The following is a 16,947-nucleotide window of genomic DNA, read 5'->3' as shown; positions in this document are numbered from 1 at the left end:
CCCCATGCCGCGGCACCTGACCGTCCCGCGATGCCGCGGCACCTGACCGTCCCGCCATGCCGCGGCACGTCCCGTCCCGCGATGCCGCGGCCCGGCACGTCCCGGCCGGGCGCGGTTCCGGCGGTGGGTACGCTGCCCCGATGCCCCTCGTAGAGATCACCTGCGCCCCGCACATCCCCGACGAGACGCTGCGCGAACTCGCCGCGGTGCTCCCGCACCTGGTGTCCCTGGCGGTGGAGTGCCCCGAGGAGCCCTACGACGGGGACCTGCAACCCGGTGACGTGGAGCTGCGCTTCCGACGGCTCGGCCCGCTGGACCGCAGCGGCCTGGACGTGGTCGTCGAGGTGCGGTCGAAGTGGTTCGAGAGCAGGGCGGCCGACCGTCAGGACCGGGTGGACGGCCTGCACGACGCCCTCACGGCGGCGACGGGCCTGCGCGACGTCGGCGTCTACCTGTCCCTGCCGGTGGCCGCCTGGTCCCAGGGGGACTGACCACAGCCCACCGATCCCGCTCAACTGCCGTATGGGGCTTGTACTCTGCACGCATTCGACGATCGGACGATCACGAGCATCGGCATGCGCGCACGGGGCGGGCGTCCAGGGGCGGGAGCGCGGGGGGATTTCGATGAGGGACGCATATCCGATACGCAACCGCAGACCGGGCCTGTCGGCCGTTGCCATGATCGTCGCGGGGGTCGTCCTCGCCGCGATCGGGGCCGTCGGCGCCTGGCTCCAGCGCGACGCCGACGGCCGGAGTGCCGAGCCGCGTACGGAGTTCACCGCGGACAACCCGCCCGCCGGTCTGCCCGCCGCGCTCACCACCGGCCAGCGCCTGCACTGGTCCCGCTGCACCTCGCCGCCCGCCGCGCGCACCGGCTACGACTGTGCCGTCATGAAGACCCCGCTCGACTACCGGAAACCGGACGGCAGGACGATCGACGTCGCCTTGATCCGCCGCAAGGCCACCGGCCCGAACGCCCGGCGCATCGGCTCGCTCCTCCTCAACTTCGGTGGCCCCGGCGCGTCCGGCGTGAGCGGACTGCCCGAGCGGATCAACCAGTACGCGCCGCTCCTCGACCGCTACGACCTGGTCTCCTTCGATCCGCGAGGCGTCGGCGCGACCATCCCGTTGCGCTGCGGAGAGACAGCGGACGGCACGCGCTACGAGGGGGCCAACGCCTGCGCCGAGCACTCCCGGGCGCTGCTCCCGTACATCGGTACCTCGCACACCGCGCGCGACCTCGACCTGATGCGCTACCTCCTCGGCGACGAGCGGCTGCACTACTTCGGGGTCTCGTACGGAACGGCGCTCGGCGCGGTGTACGCCCACCTGCACCCGTCGCACGTCGGGCGGCTCGTCCTCGAAGCGCCCGTCGATCCGACCGAGGACCTCAGCGAGGAGCAGGTGTCGCAGGTCAAGGCGGTCCAGGCGGCGTTCGACCGGTTCGCCGCGCACTGCGCGGCCCGTGTCCGCCGCTGCCCGACCGGCGACGGGCCACAGGAGGCCGCGCGACGCATGGCGCGGCTGGCCGATCGTCTGGAGAAGAAGCCCGCCCCGGCCGGCGGCGGGAGGACGCTGGACGCCGACGACCTCGCCCACCGCGTCGGCGACCACCTCGTCCTCGGCACGGACGGCTGGCCGCCGCTCGCCAAGGCCCTCACCGCGCTGATCGACCACAACGACGGCGGTCCGCTGTACGACGGCGCGGCCGCCACGGGTTCCGCCGGCCGCGGGGCGACCCCGCCGGACGACAACCGCGTCGCCCGGACCGCGATCACCTGCGCGGACTCCAGCCTGCGCCCGGACTTCGAAGGCCTCGAACGGGACGCGAGCCGCGTCGAGGCCGCCTCACCCGTCTTCGGCGCGGCCTGGTCCGCCGGTGTCTACCTCTGTTACGACTGGCCGTTCGACGGTGAGCGCGTCACGCCCCGGGTGAACGCCGACGGCGCGGCCCCCGTCCTCGTGGTCGGCGGCACCGGGGACCCGACCACCCCGTATGCCGGCGCCCGCCACATGGCCCGCGCCCTGGGCGACGGTGTCGGCGTGCTCCTGACGGCCGAGGAGGAGGGCCACGGCACCTACCCGCAGAACCGCTGCGTCAAGGAGGCCGTCGACACGTACCTCCGCACGGGCCGCACCCCGGCCAGGGGGACGGTGTGCCGGGGCACCATGTCCTGAGGCCCGCCCGCCGCCCGGCGAGGGGCGGGGCACCTCAGCGGTTCAGGACCACACCAGGCAATACGGCTGATGCCCCGCCTCGTGCAGGCGGTGGCTGAAGTCCTGCCCCTCGTGCGGGGATGGGGGACGGCGAGGCGCTGACCCGGCGCTTCCTGATGACGCGTGCGGCGGGACGGCGCCCTCGTGCAGCGTGGCCGGCAACCGCTCGTGGCGTAGGCGCCCGGTCAGGACGACCTGACGACCTCGCGTATCCAGCTCACGCCGTCGCCCCCGGCTTCTCCGGGGCGATCTCGGCGATCAGGCCCTCGACCAGGCTCTTGATCTCGTCGCGGATGGGGCGGACGGCCTCGACGCCCTGGCCGGCCGGGTCGTCGAGCTTCCAGTCGAGGTAGCGCTTGCCGGGGAAGACGGGACAGGTGTCGCCGCAGCCCATCGTGATGCAGACGTCCGACTCGCGGACCGCGTCGACGGTGAGGATCTTCGGCGTTTCCTCGGAGATGTCGATGCCCACCTCGGTCATGGCCTCGACGGCGGCCGGGTTGACCTGAGCGCCGGGGGCGGAGCCGGCGGAGCGGACCTCGACGCGGTCGCCGGCCAGGTGGGTCAGCCACGCGGCGGCCATCTGGGAGCGGCCGGCGTTGTGGACGCAGACGAACAGGACGGACGGCTTGTCGGCCATGATGATCGTTCTCTCTTGTCGCACGGCGGAACCCGGCCGCCGATGACTTCAGCCTTCGCTGGTATCAGCGAGCGGCGATGTGAAAGTATCAGCGCATGCTGACTTCAGTCGACCCTGATGTGATCCGGGTGCTGGGCGATCCGCTCCGACTGCGGATCGTGACCCTCCTGGCGCGCGAGACGCTCTGCACGACGCATCTGGTCGAGGAGACCGGAGCCAAGCAGACCAACCTCTCCAACCATATGAAGGTGCTGCGCGAGGCCGGGATCGTGGAGACCGAGCCCTGCGGCCGCTATACCTACTACAAGCTCAAGCCCGAGGTCCTGGCCGGCCTGTCCGAGCAGTTCGCCGAACTCGCCGCCTCCGCCCGCACCGCCGCCGCGAACAAGAGGGCCTGCCCGTGACCTCCACCGAGCCCACCATCGCGCGGACTGGCGGCGGTGACGACTCGATCGTCGAGAAGCTCTCCACCCTCGACCGCTACCTGGCGGTGTGGATCCTCCTCGCCATGGCCGTCGGCCTCGGGCTCGGACGGGTTGTTCCGGGGCTGGATGACGCGCTGGCGAAGGTGGAGATCGGCGGTATCTCCCTGCCGATCGCGCTCGGCCTGCTGATCATGATGTATCCGGTCCTGGCCAAGGTCCGCTACGACCGGCTGGACGCCGTCACCGGCGACCGGAAGCTGATGATCTCCTCCCTGGTCGTCAACTGGATCCTCGGACCGGCGGTGATGTTCGCCCTGGCGTGGATCTTCCTGCCGGACCTGCCCGAGTACCGCACCGGACTGATCATCGTCGGCCTGGCCCGCTGCATCGCCATGGTGATCATCTGGAACGACCTCGCCTGCGGCGACCGCGAGGCCGCGGCCGTACTGGTCGCCCTGAACTCCCTCTTCCAGGTCCTGGCGTTCGGTCTGCTGGGCTGGTTCTACCTCGACCTGCTGCCCGGCTGGATGGGCCTGGGCGACCGGGAGCATCTGGACATCTCGATGCGGGAGATCGCTGTCAACGTGGTCGTCTTCTTGGGCGTCCCACTGCTGGCCGGCTTCCTGACCCGCCGGCTCGGCGAGAAGAAGGCGGGTCGCGAGGGTTACGAGTCCCGCTTCCTGCCGAAGATCGGCCCCTGGGCGCTGTACGGGCTGCTGTTCACGATCGTCGTCCTCTTCGCCCTGCAGGGTGGGACCATCACCTCCCACCCCCTGGACGTCGCCCGCATCGCGCTGCCGCTGCTGGTGTACTTCGCGGTCATGTTCTTCGGCACCTTCCTCCTCGGCAAGGGCCTCGGGCTCGCCTACGACCGCACCACCACGCTGGCGTTCACCGCGGCGGGCAACAACTTCGAGCTGGCCATCGCGGTCGCCATCGCCACCTTCGGCGTCACCTCCGGCCAGGCCCTGTCCGGCGTGGTCGGCCCGCTCATCGAAGTCCCGGTGCTGATCGGCCTGGTCCACGTCGCACTGGCCTGGCGTAAGAAGTTCGCCGCCGGTGCGGTGACGACGGCACCGTGACGCAGCACACGGACGGCTGGTCATGCTGCCGCGCCGGTGGAGCCGTGGTCCCGCAAGTGGGGGCAGGCAGGTTGTCCACCGCGCCGACCGCGCCACCATGGCTCACCGCGTGGACGCCCTCAGGGCATACCTGCTGCGCTGCCGCCCGCCCGGTCGCGGCGCTTGACCGCAGCCCGGCTCGGGCGGCGGTCAGCCGCGTGGATCGAGCATCGCGGCCATGGCCGCCACCACGGACGGGGCGACCTGGTAGTAGACCCAGGTGCCGCGCCGCTCGGAGGTCAGCAGGCCGGCCTCGCGCAGCTTCTTGAGGTGGTGGGAGACGGTCGGCTGGGACACGCCGACGTCCGCGATGTCGCACACGCACGCCTCCCCGCCCGGATGCGAGGCGATCTTGGAGAACAGGCGCAGGCGCACCGGGTCCGACAGCGCCTTGAACATGGCGGCCATCTTCTCCGCGTCCGCCGGGGACAGCTCTCCGGCGGTGATCGGCGGGCAGCACGGCACGACGTCACCGTCCTGCAGGACGGGAAGTTCCGCCACCTCTGATTTCGACATGCGTCTATGTTGACACTCGTCGATACGGGTGGCAAGCTCCGAGGCGTACGCGGATATCGACAGGCGTCGAAGCAAGGGATGGCCGTGGCCACCACTCTCCGTACGGCCGGCGTCAGCGGCTGCGCCAGCTGCGCCCGGGTCGGCGCCGGCGCCACGCGGGCAGCCGAACGTCGGCAGCACACCCAGCCGACCTCCCTCACGCACGCACACCGACCCCCTTCGCCTCTCAAGGAGACCGAGCATCGTGAGCACCCAGCAGCTCCCTGTCGTCGTCATCGGGGCCGGCCCCGTCGGGCTCGCCGCCGCCACGCACCTCGTCGAGCGCGGCATCGAGCCCCTCGTCCTGGAAGCGGGCAGCCGAGCCGGTGCAGCCGTGCGTGAGTGGAGCCACGTGCGCCTGTTCTCCACCTGGGGCGAGGTCGTCGACCCGGCCGCCGAGAAGCTCCTTGCCTCCACCGGCTGGACGCGCCCCGACCCGGCGACGTATCCGTCCGGCGGAGAGTGGGCCGAGCGTTACTTGGAGCCCCTCGCGGACGCCCTCGGTGACAGGGTCCGCACCGGGGCCACCGTCACCGGTGTCTCCCGGGCCGGCCGCGACCGGATCGTCGACTCCGACCGTGAGCGGCAGCCGTTCGCCGTGCACGTCGAGTACGCCGACGGCCGTGAGGAGCGCTTCCTCGCCCGCGCCGTGATCGACGCCTCGGGTACGTGGGCCACGCCCTCTCCGGCCGGCGGCAACGGCCTGCCGGCGCTCGGCGAGAGGACGGCGGCCGCCCGGATCACCTACCGCGTACCGGATCTGCAGGACCCGGCCGTACGCGCGCGGTACGCGGGGAAGCGCACGGCCGTCGTCGGCTCGGGTGCCTCCGCCTTCACCGCGCTCGCGTACCTCGCCGAGCTGGCCGAGTCCGAGGACGGTACGGGCACGCACGCGGTGTGGATCCTGCGCCGCGGCATCTCCGGCTCCACCTTCGGCGGCGGCACCGCCGACCGGCTGCCCGCCCGCGGCGCCCTCGGTCTCGCCGCGAAGGCCGCCGTCGACAAGGGGCACGCGGACGCGGTCACCGGCTTCCGCACCGAAGCGTTCGAACGCGACGGTGACGGCCGCGTGGTCCTGGTGGGCGACGACGGACGTCGCCTCGACCCGGTCGACGAGGTGATCGTGCTGACCGGATTCCGCCCCGACCTGGCCTTCGTGGACGAACTGCGCCTGAGCCTGGACGAGCGTCTTCAGGCCCCGGTGGAACTGGCCCCGTTGATCGACCCGAACCAGCACTCCTGCGGCACCGTGTACCCGCACGGTCACCGCGAGCTCTCCCACCCCGAACCGGGCGTCTACCTGGTCGGGATGAAGTCCTACGGCCGCGCCCCCACCTTCCTGGCCCTGACCGGGTACGAGCAGGTCCGCTCCGTCGCCGCCGCGATCGCCGGCGACCTCGACTCCGCCGACCGTGTCGAACTCACCCTCCCGGAGACCGGAGTGTGCGGCGGCGCGGGCCTGTTCGACACCCCCGACACCCGGCGGACCGACGGCGGCGGATGCTGTGCAGCCCCGGAACCGCGACTCGTGCAGCTCCTCGCGCCCGCAGCGGCAGGCACGGCTGTCGAGGAGGCTCCGGCGGGCGGCTGCTGCGGCTCGTGACCGGCCTCAACACCCGCGCCGGCGAGACCCGGACCCGCGAGGCGTCAGGGCCACACCAAGCAGTACGGCTGGTGCCCCGCCTCGTGCAGGCGGTGGCTGAAGTCCTGCCACTCGTGCAGCAGTTGGTAGACGTTGAACGCGTCGCGGGGGCCGCCGCGGTCCGGGACCGTGGACCAGATGAAGGCCGCCGCTCCCACGGCCTCCTCGCCTATCCCGCGCAGCGGGTCGACGACCGTCATGGGCAGCTTGACCACCGCGTAGTCCGGGTGCAGGACGACCAGCTCCAGGGGCGGGACCTTGTGCAGGGGGACGCCCTCGATGCCGGTGAGCACCATCGCGGCCATGGTCTCCGGCTTGATCTTCGTGAACATGCCGTTCATGCCGAGTTCGTCGCCGCCGAGTTCCTCGGGGCGCATCGAGATCGGGACGCGGGCCGCGGTCGCGCCGTCGGGCGCGCCGAAGTACTTGTACGTCACCCCCACCCGACCACCATTCCTGCTCCCCGCCCGAAGATCGTCCGCCTGGCCCTCAGTACGTCCGTCGAGGCGCTCCGGTTCATCGGGCCGGCCTTGCGTCCGACGTGGTTCCTGCGTGTCCTCCGCCTCGCGCCGGTGCCTGCCCCGACGGGCGCGTCGAGGACCCAGGTCATCAGTCCCCTCGCCCAGTCCGCCACCGCGATGCATATCTCCACCCGACTGCTTTTCTAGGACGCGTCGCCCCCGCCGCGCAACCCGATCATCGTGTCAGTGACCTCCCCCACGGCCGCACGCCGAAACGTGCGCGAAAACATCCGTCCGCGGGACCGTCGCAGCCTCTGACCACGCCGGGCCGTTCGAGCTGCGTGTATCAGGGACCAGTCTCGCAGACGCCGGCGCCCCCGGGACCGGGTTGTCCCACGCCCCGGGCCGCGGCCCCCCTGGCCTACCCTGAACAGGTCACTGGCACCCGGAGCCCGACTACGTCGGAGAAGGTCGGAGAAGTCGCAGGTCATGAGCGAACTCGCATATCCGTATGAAGCACCGGCCTCGCAGGCTCTGTTCGACCGCGCGGCGGCTGTCACGCCCGGCGGCGTCAACTCCCCGGTGCGGGCCTTCCGAGCCGTCGGCGGCACGCCGCGGTTCATGGTGTCCGGCACCGGCCCCTATCTGACCGACGCGGACGGGCGGGAGTACGTCGACCTCGTCTGCTCCTGGGGGCCCATGATCCTCGGGCACTCCCACCCCGAGGTGATCGCCGCCGTGCAGGACGCCGTGGCCCGCGGCACGTCCTTCGGTACGCCCGGCGAGGGCGAGGTCGCGCTCGCCGAGGAGATGGTCGCCCGGGTCGCGCCGCTGGAGCAGGTGCGGCTGGTGTCCAGCGGCACCGAGGCGACCATGTCGGCGATCCGGCTCGCGCGCGGCTTCACCCGGCGCACCAAGGTGATCAAGTTCGCCGGGTGCTACCACGGGCACGTCGACTCGCTGCTCGCCGCGGCCGGCAGCGGCCTCGCCACCTTCGCGCTGCCCGACACCCCGGGCGTCACGGGCGCCCAGGCCGGTGACACGATCGTGCTGCCGTACAACGACCTCGACGCCGTGCGCGAGGCCTTCCGGGCCCACCCCGGTGAGATCGCCTGCGTGATCACCGAGGCGTCCCCGGGCAACATGGGCGTCGTCCCGCCCGCCGACGGCTTCAACCAGGGCCTGAAGGACGTCTGCGCCGAGAACGGCGCCCTGTACATCTCCGACGAGGTCATGACCGGCTTCCGGACCAGCCGCGCCGGGTGGTTCGGGGTCGACGGCGTCGTCCCGGACCTGATGACCTTCGGCAAGGTCATGGGCGGCGGCTTCCCCGCCGCGGCCTTCGGCGGCCGTGCGGACGTGATGGCCCACCTCGCCCCGGCCGGGCCCGTCTACCAGGCCGGCACCCTCTCCGGCAACCCCGTCGCCACCGCCGCCGGCCTCGCCCAGCTCCGCCTCCTCGACGACGCCGCGTACGCGAGGATCGACGCCGTCTCCCGGGAGATCCAGGGCCTGGTCACCGAGGCGCTCACCAAGGAGGGCGTCGCCCACCGGCTGCAGAGCGCCTCCAACATGTTCTCGGTGTTCTTCACCGACCGACCGGTGCGCGACTACGAGGACGCCAAGACCCAGGAGTCCTTCCGCTACACCGCCTTCTTCCACTCCCTGCTGGCAGCCGGCGTCTACCTGCCGCCGTCCTCCTTCGAGTCCTGGTTCGTGTCCACCGCGCACGACGAACGGGCCGTGCAGCGCATCGCCGACGCCCTTCCCGCGGCGGCCCGCGCGGCGGCGGAGGCGACGGCATGAGCGAGGGGACGGACAACGGCATGACCACCGAGACGAACGACGACCTCACCGTCGTGCACCTCATGCGGCACGGCGAGGTCGCCAACCCGGACGGCATCCTCTACGGGCGGCTGCCCGGCTACCACCTCTCCGACCTCGGCCGGCGCATGGCCGACCGGGTCGCCGAGCACCTGTCGGGCCGCGACGTGACCTACGTCGTCGCCTCGCCGCTGGAGCGGGCGCAGGAGACGGCCGAGCCGATCGCCAAGGCGCACGGGCTGGACCTGGCGACCGACGAGCGGCTGATCGAGGCCGAGAACATCTTCCAGGGCAAGACGTTCGGCGTCGGCGACGGTGCGCTGCGCAAGCCGAACAACTGGAAGCACCTGGTCAACCCGTTCCGGCCGTCCTGGGGCGAGCCGTACGTCGACCAGGTGGTGCGCATGATGAGCGCGCTGGGCGCCGCCAAGGACCAGGCCCGCGGGCACGAGGCGGTCGTGGTGAGCCACCAGCTGCCCATCTGGATCGTCCGGTCCTACGTCGAACGGCGGCGGCTCTGGCACGACCCGCGCCGGCGTCAGTGCACCCTGGCGTCCCTGACGACGTTCACGTACCGCGGCGACCGCATCGTCTCGGTCGGCTACTCGGAACCGGCCCGCGATCTGGTCCCGCCGCACCTGCGTGCCGGTGCCAGGCCGGTGAAGGGCCAGAGCAAGGGCGTCGGAGCGTAGGCACCGGACCACTGTCCGACCTTTTCGGATCGATTCCTGATCGTTTACGACTGTTTCGTTACGGAATCTGCGCATCCTGGCGGAACCTCCCTGTTCGTCACGGCCTCTGAGTGGGTGACCACCAGAGAACGTGACGATCGGGGATGTCATGCGCCCACTCACCCGCAGGGGAATGCTCGGACTCGGCGCGGGTGCCGCGGCCGCCGTCTCGATGGCCGGCTGCGGCGGCCTCACGGGGTCGGACGACGACGGCCGCACCGGCGGTTCCGGGGGCGGTGACCGCGCCCAGGGCCGGGCGAAGCCCAAGCCCGCCGCCCGGCCGATCGGCGACGGCTCCACCGCCTACACCGGCCCCCAGCCCCACCAGCCGGACAAGCCGCAGCCGCTGGAGCCGGGTCAGACCCCGCCGCAGTTCGTGGTGTTCTCCTGGGACGGCGCCGGCGAGGTCGGCAACGGTCTCTTCCCGCGCTTCCTGGACCTCGCCAAGGAGCACGGGGCGAGCATGACCTTCTTCCTGTCCGGGCTGTACCTGCTGCCCGAGTCGAAGAAGCGCCTGTACAACCCGCCGAACAACCCGCGTGGCGCCTCCGACATCGGCTACCTCACCGACGCGCACATCAAGGACACCTTGAAGAACGTCCGGCGCGCCTGGCTGGAGGGCCACGAGATCGGCACGCACTTCAACGGGCACTTCTGCGGCGAGTCCCACGGCTCGGTGAAGAACTGGACGCCGCAGCAGTGGCGCAGCGAGATCGACCAGGCGAAGTCCTTCGTCAAGGAGTGGCGCACCAACTCCGGCTGGACCGACCTGCCGTCGCTGCCGTTCGACTACGACAAGGAGCTGGTGGGCGGCCGTACGCCCTGCCTGCTCGGGCAGGACAACCTGCTGCCCACCGCCCGCGAGCTGGGCTGGCGCTACGACGCCTCCTCGCCCGGCGGCCTCCAGGTCTGGCCGCGCAAGCGCCAGGGCATCTGGGACCTGCCCCTGCAGCAGATACCTTTCCCCGGCCGCGGCTTCGAGGTCCTGTCGATGGACTACAACATGCTGGCCAACCAGTCCCTCAACTCCACCAAGGCCCCCGCGCACAACTACCCGGGCTGGCGGAAGCAGTCGGCCCAGGCGTACATCCAGGGATTTAAGCGGGCATACAAGACCAATCGGGCGCCGCTGTTCATCGGCAACCACTTCGAGGAGTGGAACGGCGGTATCTACATGGACGCCGTCGAGGAGGCGTTCACGCACATCGCGCGGGAGAAGGAGAAGGGCGCGGATGTGCGTCTCGTCTCCTTCCGGCAGCTCACCGACTGGCTCGACGTGCAGAAGCCCGAGGTGCTCGACCGGTTCCGGACGCTCGGCGTCGGGCAGCAGCCGGCCGGTGGCTGGCGGGAGTTCACCTCACCGGCGTCCACACCGAGCGGCAAGGCCTCGGGGAACGCCGCCTGAAATGCGGTTTTCCGCCCGCAAGGGGGGTGGGTGAGCGCCCCTGAACGGCCATGCGAAACTTTTCACATGAGTGCCGCCAGCCGTGCCCCCCTGGGCTCGAACCGCGTCCGCCGTGTCCGCCGTCACGCCGCGCTGACCGCCGGTCTCGCCGCGACCGCGCTGCTCGTGACCGCGTGCGGTTCGGGCGGCACCTCGGGCGGGGGCGGCAACACCAACTTCGTCACCGGCACCGACGGCGTCGCCACGGTCGCCCGGGGCGAGCGCACCCAGGCGCCCGACCTGTCCGGCAGGACCATCGCCGGCAAGACGCTCGACGTCGCCGACTACAAGGGCAAGGTCGTCGTCCTCAACGTGTGGGGTTCCTGGTGCAACCCCTGCCGGGCCGAGGCGAAGAACTTCGCGAAGGTCTCCAAGGCCTACTCCGGCAAGGGCGTGCAGTTCGTCGGCATCAACACGCGGGACACCTCCACCGGCGCCGCCCTCGCCTTCGAGAAGGACTGGGACATCACCTACCCCAGCCTCTACGACCCCACCGGCAAGCTGCTGCTGCGCTTCGAGAAGGGCACCCTCAACCCGCAGGCGATCCCGTCGACGCTCGTCCTGGACCGGGACGGCAGGATCGCGGCCCGCTCGCTGTCCGCGCTCAGCGAGGAACGCCTGCTGAAGATGCTCAAGCCGGTCGTCGCGGAGAAGTGACGTGAGCGCCGTCACCACGCTCGCCGCGGTCGCCGACCCCAACAGCACCGTCCTGAAGGGCGCCCTGCTGGTGGCCCTGCCGATCGCGCTGCTCGGTGGGCTCGTCTCCTTCTTCTCGCCGTGCGTCCTGCCGCTGGTGCCGGGATACCTCTCCTACGTCACCGGGGTCGCCGGAACCGACCTGGCCGACGCCCGGCGCGGCCGGATGGCCGCGGGCGCCTCGCTGTTCGTGCTCGGCTTCACCGTCGTCTTCGTCTCGTCCGGGGCGCTGTTCGGCTACTTCGGCGCGGAACTCCAGGAGTACCGGAACGTCGTGTCGAAGGTGCTGGGCGTTCTCATGATCGTCCTCGGTGTCTTCTTCATGGGCCTGATGCCCTGGTTCACCCAGCGCGAGTTCCGCTTCCACCGCAGGCCGGTGGCCGGGCTGGCCGGCGCGCCGCTGCTCGGCGCCCTGTTCGGCATCGGCTGGACCCCCTGCATCGGGCCCACCCTCGCCTCGGTGCTCGCGCTCTCCTCGGACCAGGGCAGCGCCGGTCGCGGGGCCGTGCTGACCGTCGCGTACTGTCTGGGCCTGGGCGTGCCCTTCGTGCTCGCCGCGGTCGCCTTCCGCAAGGCGCTCGGAGCCTTCGGCTGGATCAAGCGCCACTACGTCTGGGTGATGCGGGTCGGCGGCATCATGATGATCGTGACCGGTCTGCTGCTGCTGACCGGCGCGTGGGACCGCATCGTGCAGGAGATGCAGGTCTGGTCCGACGGCTTCACTGTGGGGATCTGATCGATGAGCAAGACCACCGCCTCCGACCCGGCCCCGTCCGCCGCCGAGGACCAGGAGCTGGGGGCCGCCGGCTCCCAGCTGTCCACCGCCCCCAAGGAGGAGGCGCCGAACCTTCCCGCCCTGGGCGTCATCGGCTGGGCCCGCTGGTTCTGGCGGCAGCTCACCTCGATGCGGGTCGCGCTGCTGCTGCTCCTGCTGCTCTCCCTCGGCGCCATCCCCGGCTCGCTGATCCCGCAGACCGGCCAGGACGAGACGAAGGTCGCCGACTTCCGCGAGGCGCACCCCGCCCTCTCGGACGTGTACGACAAGCTCGGCATGTTCCACGTGTACAGCTCGGTGTGGTTCTCCGCGATCTACATCCTGCTGTTCGTCTCCCTCATCGGCTGCATCGTGCCCCGCACCTGGCAGTTCGTGGGCCAGCTGCGCGGCCGTCCGCCGGGCGCGCCCAGGCGCCTGACCCGGCTGCCCGCGCACACCACCTGGCGCACCACGGCCGAACCCGAGCAGGTCCGCGAGGCGGCCCTCGCCCTGCTGAAGAAGCGCCGCTTCCGTGCCCACCTCGCCGGTGACGCCGTCGCCGCCGAGAAGGGCTACCTGCGCGAGGTCGGCAACCTCGCCTTCCACATCGCCCTGATCGTGATGCTGGTCGCCTTCGCCTGGGGCCAGCTGTACAAGTCGGAGGGCAACAAGCTCATCGTCGAGGGGCAGGGCTTCTCCAACACCCTCACCCAGTACGACGACTTCAAGTCGGGCAGCCTCTTCACCTCCGACGACCTGGTGCCCTTCAGCTTCAACCTGAAGAAGTTCACCGGCACCTACGAGCGCACCGGCCCCAACAAGGGCACGCCGCGCGTCTACAAGGCCGACCTGACCTACAGCTCCGGCGCCTACGGCGAGGAGCGGAGGACCACCGTCGAGGTGAACCACCCGCTGGAGATCGGCGACTCCAAGGTCTACCTCGTCAGCCACGGCTACGCCCCCGTCGTCACGGTCCGCGACGGCAAGGGCAAGGTGGTCTTCGACGACGCCGTGCCGCTGCTGCCGCTGGACGCGAACGTCACCTCCTCCGGTGTCGTCAAGGTCCTCGACGGCTACCGCAACCCGCAGGGGAAGAAGGAGCAGCTCGGCTTCAACGCGTTCTTCGTCCCGACGTTCGGCGGGTCCGCCAGCGGCACGATGCTGTCGCAGTTCCCCGCGCTGGACCACCCGGTGCTCGCGCTGTCCGCCTACCACGGCGACCTGGGAACCGACTCGGGCATCCCACAGAGCGTGTACCAGATGGACAAGAAGAACATGAAGGAGTTCAAGGACTCCAAGGGCAAGCTGTTCAAGAAGCTGCTGCGGCCCGGCGAGACCATGAAGCTCCCGGGCGGCGCCGGTTCGGTCACCGTCGGCAAGGACGTCAAGGAGTGGGCCGGCTTCCAGGTCGTGCAGCAGCCCGGCAGCGGCTGGGCCCTCGCCGGTGCCCTCGCCGCGATCGGCGGCCTGGCGGCGTCCCTGTTCATCCAGCGCCGCCGCGTCTGGGTGCGCGCGGTCCGCGGCGCCGACGGCGTCACGGTCGTCGAGATGGCCGGCCTCGGCCGCAGCGAGTCCGCGAAGGTCCCCGAGGAGCTGGGCGACCTCGCCGGCGAGCTCTACGCACGGGCCCCGGGCGCGCCCGGCCCCGCAGATTCCCCCGGCCCCGGCCAGGAGCCGGGCACCGAAAACCCCGTACCCGCCGAAGGGGCTGAGCAGCAGTGACTCTCGCCGCCGCCACCAACGAAAACCTCGCGGAGATCAGCAATGTGCTGATCTACTCCGCGATGGCCGTCTACACCCTGGCCTTCTTCGCGTACATCGCGGAGTGGCTCTTCGGCAGCCGCAGCAAGGTCGCCCGCACGGCCGCCGCGCTCACCGCGGACCCGGCGGCGGTGAACGCGCCGGCCGTCACGGTCAAGAAGGCCGGCGGCACCACCGTGCTGGAGCGGCCGAAGGTCACCGTGCGGGCCGCCGCCGGGCAGCGGGACGTGCCGGACGGACCCGGAGCGCACGGCGGCGACGAGCAGGGCGACCTGTACGGCCGCATCGCCATCTCCCTGACGCTGCTGGCGTTCCTGATCGAGCTGGGCGGCGTCATCACCCGCGCGGCCTCGGTGGAGCGGGCGCCGTGGGGCAACATGTACGAGTTCAACATCACGTTCTCCACGGTCGCGGTCGGCGTCTACCTCGGACTGCTGGCGCTGAAGCAGAACGTGCGCTGGCTCGGCCTGTTCCTGATCACGGCGGTCCTGCTGGACCTGGGCCTGGCCGTCACGGTCCTCTACACGGCCAGCGACCAGCTCGTCCCGGCGCTGCACTCCTACTGGCTGTACATCCACGTCTCCACGGCGATCTTCTGCGGCGCGGTCTTCTACGTGGGTGCGATGGCCACGATCCTGTACCTGTTCAAGGACTCGTACGAGAACAAGCTGGCGGGTGGCGGCAAGCCGGGCACCTTCGCGACCTCGGTCCTGGAGCGGCTGCCCTCCGCCGCCTCCCTCGACAAGTTCTCCTACCGCGTCAACGCGGCCGTCTTCCCTCTGTGGACCTTCACGATCATCGCGGGCGCCATCTGGGCCGGTGACGCCTGGGGCCGCTACTGGGGCTGGGACCCCAAGGAGACCTGGTCCTTCATCACCTGGGTCGCCTACGCCGGCTACCTGCACGCCCGCGCCACGGCCGGCTGGAAGGGCCGCAAGGCCGCCTACCTGGCCCTGATCGCCTTCGGCTGCTGGCTCTTCAACTACTACGGCGTCAACATCTTCGTCTCCGGCAAGCACTCGTACGCGGGCGTCTGAGCCCCGCACCGGCGAAGGCCGGTTCCCGCGCCACAGGCGGCGGGAACCGGCCTTCGCCGTACGCGCGGCCCCGGGGGGACCCTCACCGCCCGGGGCGGGGGGCGTGGTCCGCGACGGAGACGACGATGTCGCGCAGCCGGTCCGTGTACAGCCGCAGGTTCTTGTGGGCCACGTCCGTGTCGGGGTAGCGGGCCGCGAACCACAGGCCCTCGTGGAGGCGGGTGAGCCAGGCGCAGACCTGGTCGCCGTAGGAGACCCGGATCAGGCCGTAGGCGTTGCGCTCGGTCCAGAGCGTGGAGTCGGGGGTGTCGCGGGCGTCGGCGAAGGACACGATGGAGTACATGTCCGGGGACGTGGGCCGGAAGTCCGCGCCGAGCAGCCGCAGGACCCGGGCGAGCGGCATGCGGGCCAGCGGCCGGGTGGCGTGCAGGGCGGCCCGTACGGTCTTCAGCACGTCGGGGAAGTCGGGCGTCCCGGCGACGGGCACCTCGATGGGCGCGCCGCCGACGTACCAGCCCACGGAGTCCGAGTACGCGGACTTCGCCCGGGTGTGGAAGGGCACCACCGTGCGGTAGACGGGCTCGCCGCCGATCTCGTGGACGATCAGGGCCGTCGCCGCGAGGATGCCGACGAGGGAGCCGCCGTAGGGACGGCAGTACGCCTCGAAGGCGGCGGCCGTCTCCGCGTCCACGAGCATCTCGCGCATCAGCTTCTGGGCCGGCAGCCCGCCGCCCGGCTCCAGCCCGAGGTCGACCGGGAAGCTCGGCAGCCGCCCGTCGCAACGGTGGATGAACTCCCGCCAGCGGGCGACGATCTCGTGGTCCGCGTCGATGCTGTCGGCGTTCGCCCGCTCGGCCTCGCAGAAGTCGACGTAGCTGCTGACGGGCGGCTGCTGCGGGGCGTGACCGGCCAGGTGGGCGGCGTACAGCTCGTGGACCTCGGCGGGGATGCGGTAGATGGAGAAGGCGTCGACGTTGCTGTGGTCGAAGGCCATGTAGACGCTGGTGGAGTCGTCCCGGACGACGGCCGTGTAGATGAGGTTGGGCCAGCGCAGCGCGTCCGCCGTGGTGTCGAAACGATCCTGGAGGTGCTGCGCGAGTTCCGCCGGGTCGGTGAACTCCCCGGCGTCCTCGCGGTGCAGGGCCACGGCGTCGGCGTCGAGGGTGAAGCGGCGCAGCGAGTCCCCGGGGCCGCCCGCCCAGCGGAAGCCGCTGCGCAGCGTCTCGTGCCGCAGAGTCCAGTCGCGCAGCGCCTCGCCGAGCGCGTCCAGGTCGGCCCGGCCGGGCAGGTCGAAGGCCGCGCCGATCCAGGTCGGCACGAACAGGCCGTCCTCGCGCACGGTGCGGGCCGTGCGCAGGTGGGACTCCTGGATGTAGGCGGGCGGCCGGGAGTCCTCCGGCAGGGCCTTGGCCGTCGCGACGGTCGCCGGACTGAGCGTCCATTCGACGAGCCGTCCGGGCCGGACGTCGCAACGCTGGATGTCACTCATTCGCACGGGGCGTCTCCGTTCGCAGTTGGGACAGACCCGACCAAGGGAATGACGACGAAGCCACCGCTCACACCGGGTGTCGCCCCTTTTCAATGGAACGGATGGCACCTCGAACGGCGATGCGGGCTCCGAGCGGGGTGCGACGTTGAC

The 16,947-nt window shown here is 71.3% G+C and carries 16 protein-coding genes; 12 read left to right on the top strand and 4 right to left on the bottom strand.

The window, feature by feature from the left end; all coding sequences use genetic code 11:
• The first annotated feature begins 140 nt into the window (after window positions 1-140).
• On the top strand, window positions 141-491 hold the full coding sequence (locus tag ACZ4M5_RS31630) for a hypothetical protein (protein WP_467741950.1): 351 nt from the start codon (window positions 141-143) through the stop codon (window positions 489-491).
• Between the two features lie 133 nt (window positions 492-624).
• Window positions 625-2,178 carry an alpha/beta hydrolase gene (locus tag ACZ4M5_RS31625; protein ID WP_467741948.1) on the top strand — a complete coding sequence of 518 codons (1,554 nt, stop codon included), beginning with the start codon at window positions 625-627 and terminating at the stop codon, window positions 2,176-2,178.
• 256 nt (window positions 2,179-2,434) lie between these two features.
• Here the strand turns inward: ACZ4M5_RS31625 and ACZ4M5_RS31620 are convergent, their stop codons facing one another.
• The gene (locus ACZ4M5_RS31620; RefSeq protein WP_467741946.1) at window positions 2,435-2,857 is read right to left on the bottom strand and encodes an arsenate reductase ArsC; all 423 of its coding nucleotides are present in this window, start codon (window positions 2,855-2,857) and stop codon (window positions 2,435-2,437) included.
• Between the two features lie 95 nt (window positions 2,858-2,952).
• Between ACZ4M5_RS31620 and ACZ4M5_RS31615 the strand changes: the two genes are divergently transcribed.
• Entirely contained in the window at window positions 2,953-3,261 is a 309-nt protein-coding gene (locus tag ACZ4M5_RS31615) for an ArsR/SmtB family transcription factor (protein ID WP_467741944.1), read from the top strand.
• The gene (gene arsB / locus ACZ4M5_RS31610; RefSeq protein ID WP_467741942.1) at window positions 3,258-4,364 is read left to right on the top strand and encodes an ACR3 family arsenite efflux transporter; all 1,107 of its coding nucleotides are present in this window, start codon (window positions 3,258-3,260) and stop codon (window positions 4,362-4,364) included. The genes ACZ4M5_RS31615 and arsB overlap by 4 nt, the downstream gene beginning before the upstream one ends.
• A 189-nt stretch (window positions 4,365-4,553) precedes the next feature.
• Here arsB and ACZ4M5_RS31605 read toward each other — a convergent pair whose 3' ends face one another.
• Window positions 4,554-4,919 carry an ArsR/SmtB family transcription factor gene (locus ACZ4M5_RS31605; RefSeq protein ID WP_467741940.1) on the bottom strand — a complete coding sequence of 122 codons (366 nt, stop codon included), beginning with the start codon at window positions 4,917-4,919 and terminating at the stop codon, window positions 4,554-4,556.
• A gap of 244 nt (window positions 4,920-5,163) precedes the next feature.
• On the opposite strand from ACZ4M5_RS31605, the gene ACZ4M5_RS31600 reads away from it, so the two are divergent.
• Window positions 5,164-6,561, top strand: coding sequence for an NAD(P)-binding domain-containing protein (locus ACZ4M5_RS31600; RefSeq protein ID WP_467741938.1), 1,398 nt, complete (start codon window positions 5,164-5,166; stop codon window positions 6,559-6,561).
• 44 nt (window positions 6,562-6,605) lie between these two features.
• On the opposite strand, the gene ACZ4M5_RS31595 is transcribed toward ACZ4M5_RS31600, so the two are convergent.
• Entirely contained in the window at window positions 6,606-7,043 is a 438-nt protein-coding gene (locus ACZ4M5_RS31595) for a hypothetical protein (RefSeq protein ID WP_003974483.1), read from the bottom strand.
• A 507-nt stretch (window positions 7,044-7,550) separates the two neighbouring features.
• On the opposite strand from ACZ4M5_RS31595, the gene hemL reads away from it, so the two are divergent.
• From hemL to ccsB, 7 genes are all read left to right on the top strand, one after another.
• On the top strand, window positions 7,551-8,867 hold the full coding sequence (gene hemL, locus ACZ4M5_RS31590) for a glutamate-1-semialdehyde 2,1-aminomutase (RefSeq protein WP_467741936.1): 1,317 nt from the start codon (window positions 7,551-7,553) through the stop codon (window positions 8,865-8,867).
• A 20-nt stretch (window positions 8,868-8,887) separates the two neighbouring features.
• Window positions 8,888-9,577, top strand: a complete 690-nt coding sequence (locus ACZ4M5_RS31585) for a histidine phosphatase family protein (protein WP_467742026.1) — start codon at window positions 8,888-8,890, stop codon at window positions 9,575-9,577.
• 148 nt (window positions 9,578-9,725) lie between these two features.
• A complete protein-coding gene (locus ACZ4M5_RS31580) occupies window positions 9,726-11,021 on the top strand; it encodes a polysaccharide deacetylase family protein (protein WP_467741934.1) in 1,296 nt (431 codons plus the stop codon).
• Window positions 11,022-11,087: 66 nt separating this feature from the next.
• Entirely contained in the window at window positions 11,088-11,717 is a 630-nt protein-coding gene (locus ACZ4M5_RS31575; protein ID WP_467741932.1) for a TlpA family protein disulfide reductase, read from the top strand.
• A 1-nt stretch (window position 11,718) separates the two neighbouring features.
• Complete coding sequence (locus tag ACZ4M5_RS31570) at window positions 11,719-12,492, top strand: cytochrome c biogenesis CcdA family protein (protein ID WP_467741930.1); 774 nt, start codon at window positions 11,719-11,721, stop codon at window positions 12,490-12,492.
• A gap of 3 nt (window positions 12,493-12,495) precedes the next feature.
• On the top strand, window positions 12,496-14,232 hold the full coding sequence (resB, locus tag ACZ4M5_RS31565) for a cytochrome c biogenesis protein ResB (protein WP_467741928.1): 1,737 nt from the start codon (window positions 12,496-12,498) through the stop codon (window positions 14,230-14,232).
• Window positions 14,229-15,308, top strand: coding sequence for a c-type cytochrome biogenesis protein CcsB (ccsB, locus tag ACZ4M5_RS31560; protein ID WP_467741926.1), 1,080 nt, complete (start codon window positions 14,229-14,231; stop codon window positions 15,306-15,308). The genes resB and ccsB overlap by 4 nt, the downstream gene beginning before the upstream one ends.
• A gap of 82 nt (window positions 15,309-15,390) precedes the next feature.
• On the opposite strand, the gene ACZ4M5_RS31555 is transcribed toward ccsB, so the two are convergent.
• Window positions 15,391-16,803 carry a condensation domain-containing protein gene (locus ACZ4M5_RS31555; protein ID WP_467741924.1) on the bottom strand — a complete coding sequence of 471 codons (1,413 nt, stop codon included), beginning with the start codon at window positions 16,801-16,803 and terminating at the stop codon, window positions 15,391-15,393.
• Window positions 16,804-16,947 lie beyond the last annotated feature (144 nt).

This window comes from Streptomyces sp. NPDC026246 (assembly GCF_055567995.1).
Note: the sequence above shows the minus strand (reverse complement) of the source record. Positions and strands in the feature narration are given on the sequence as shown.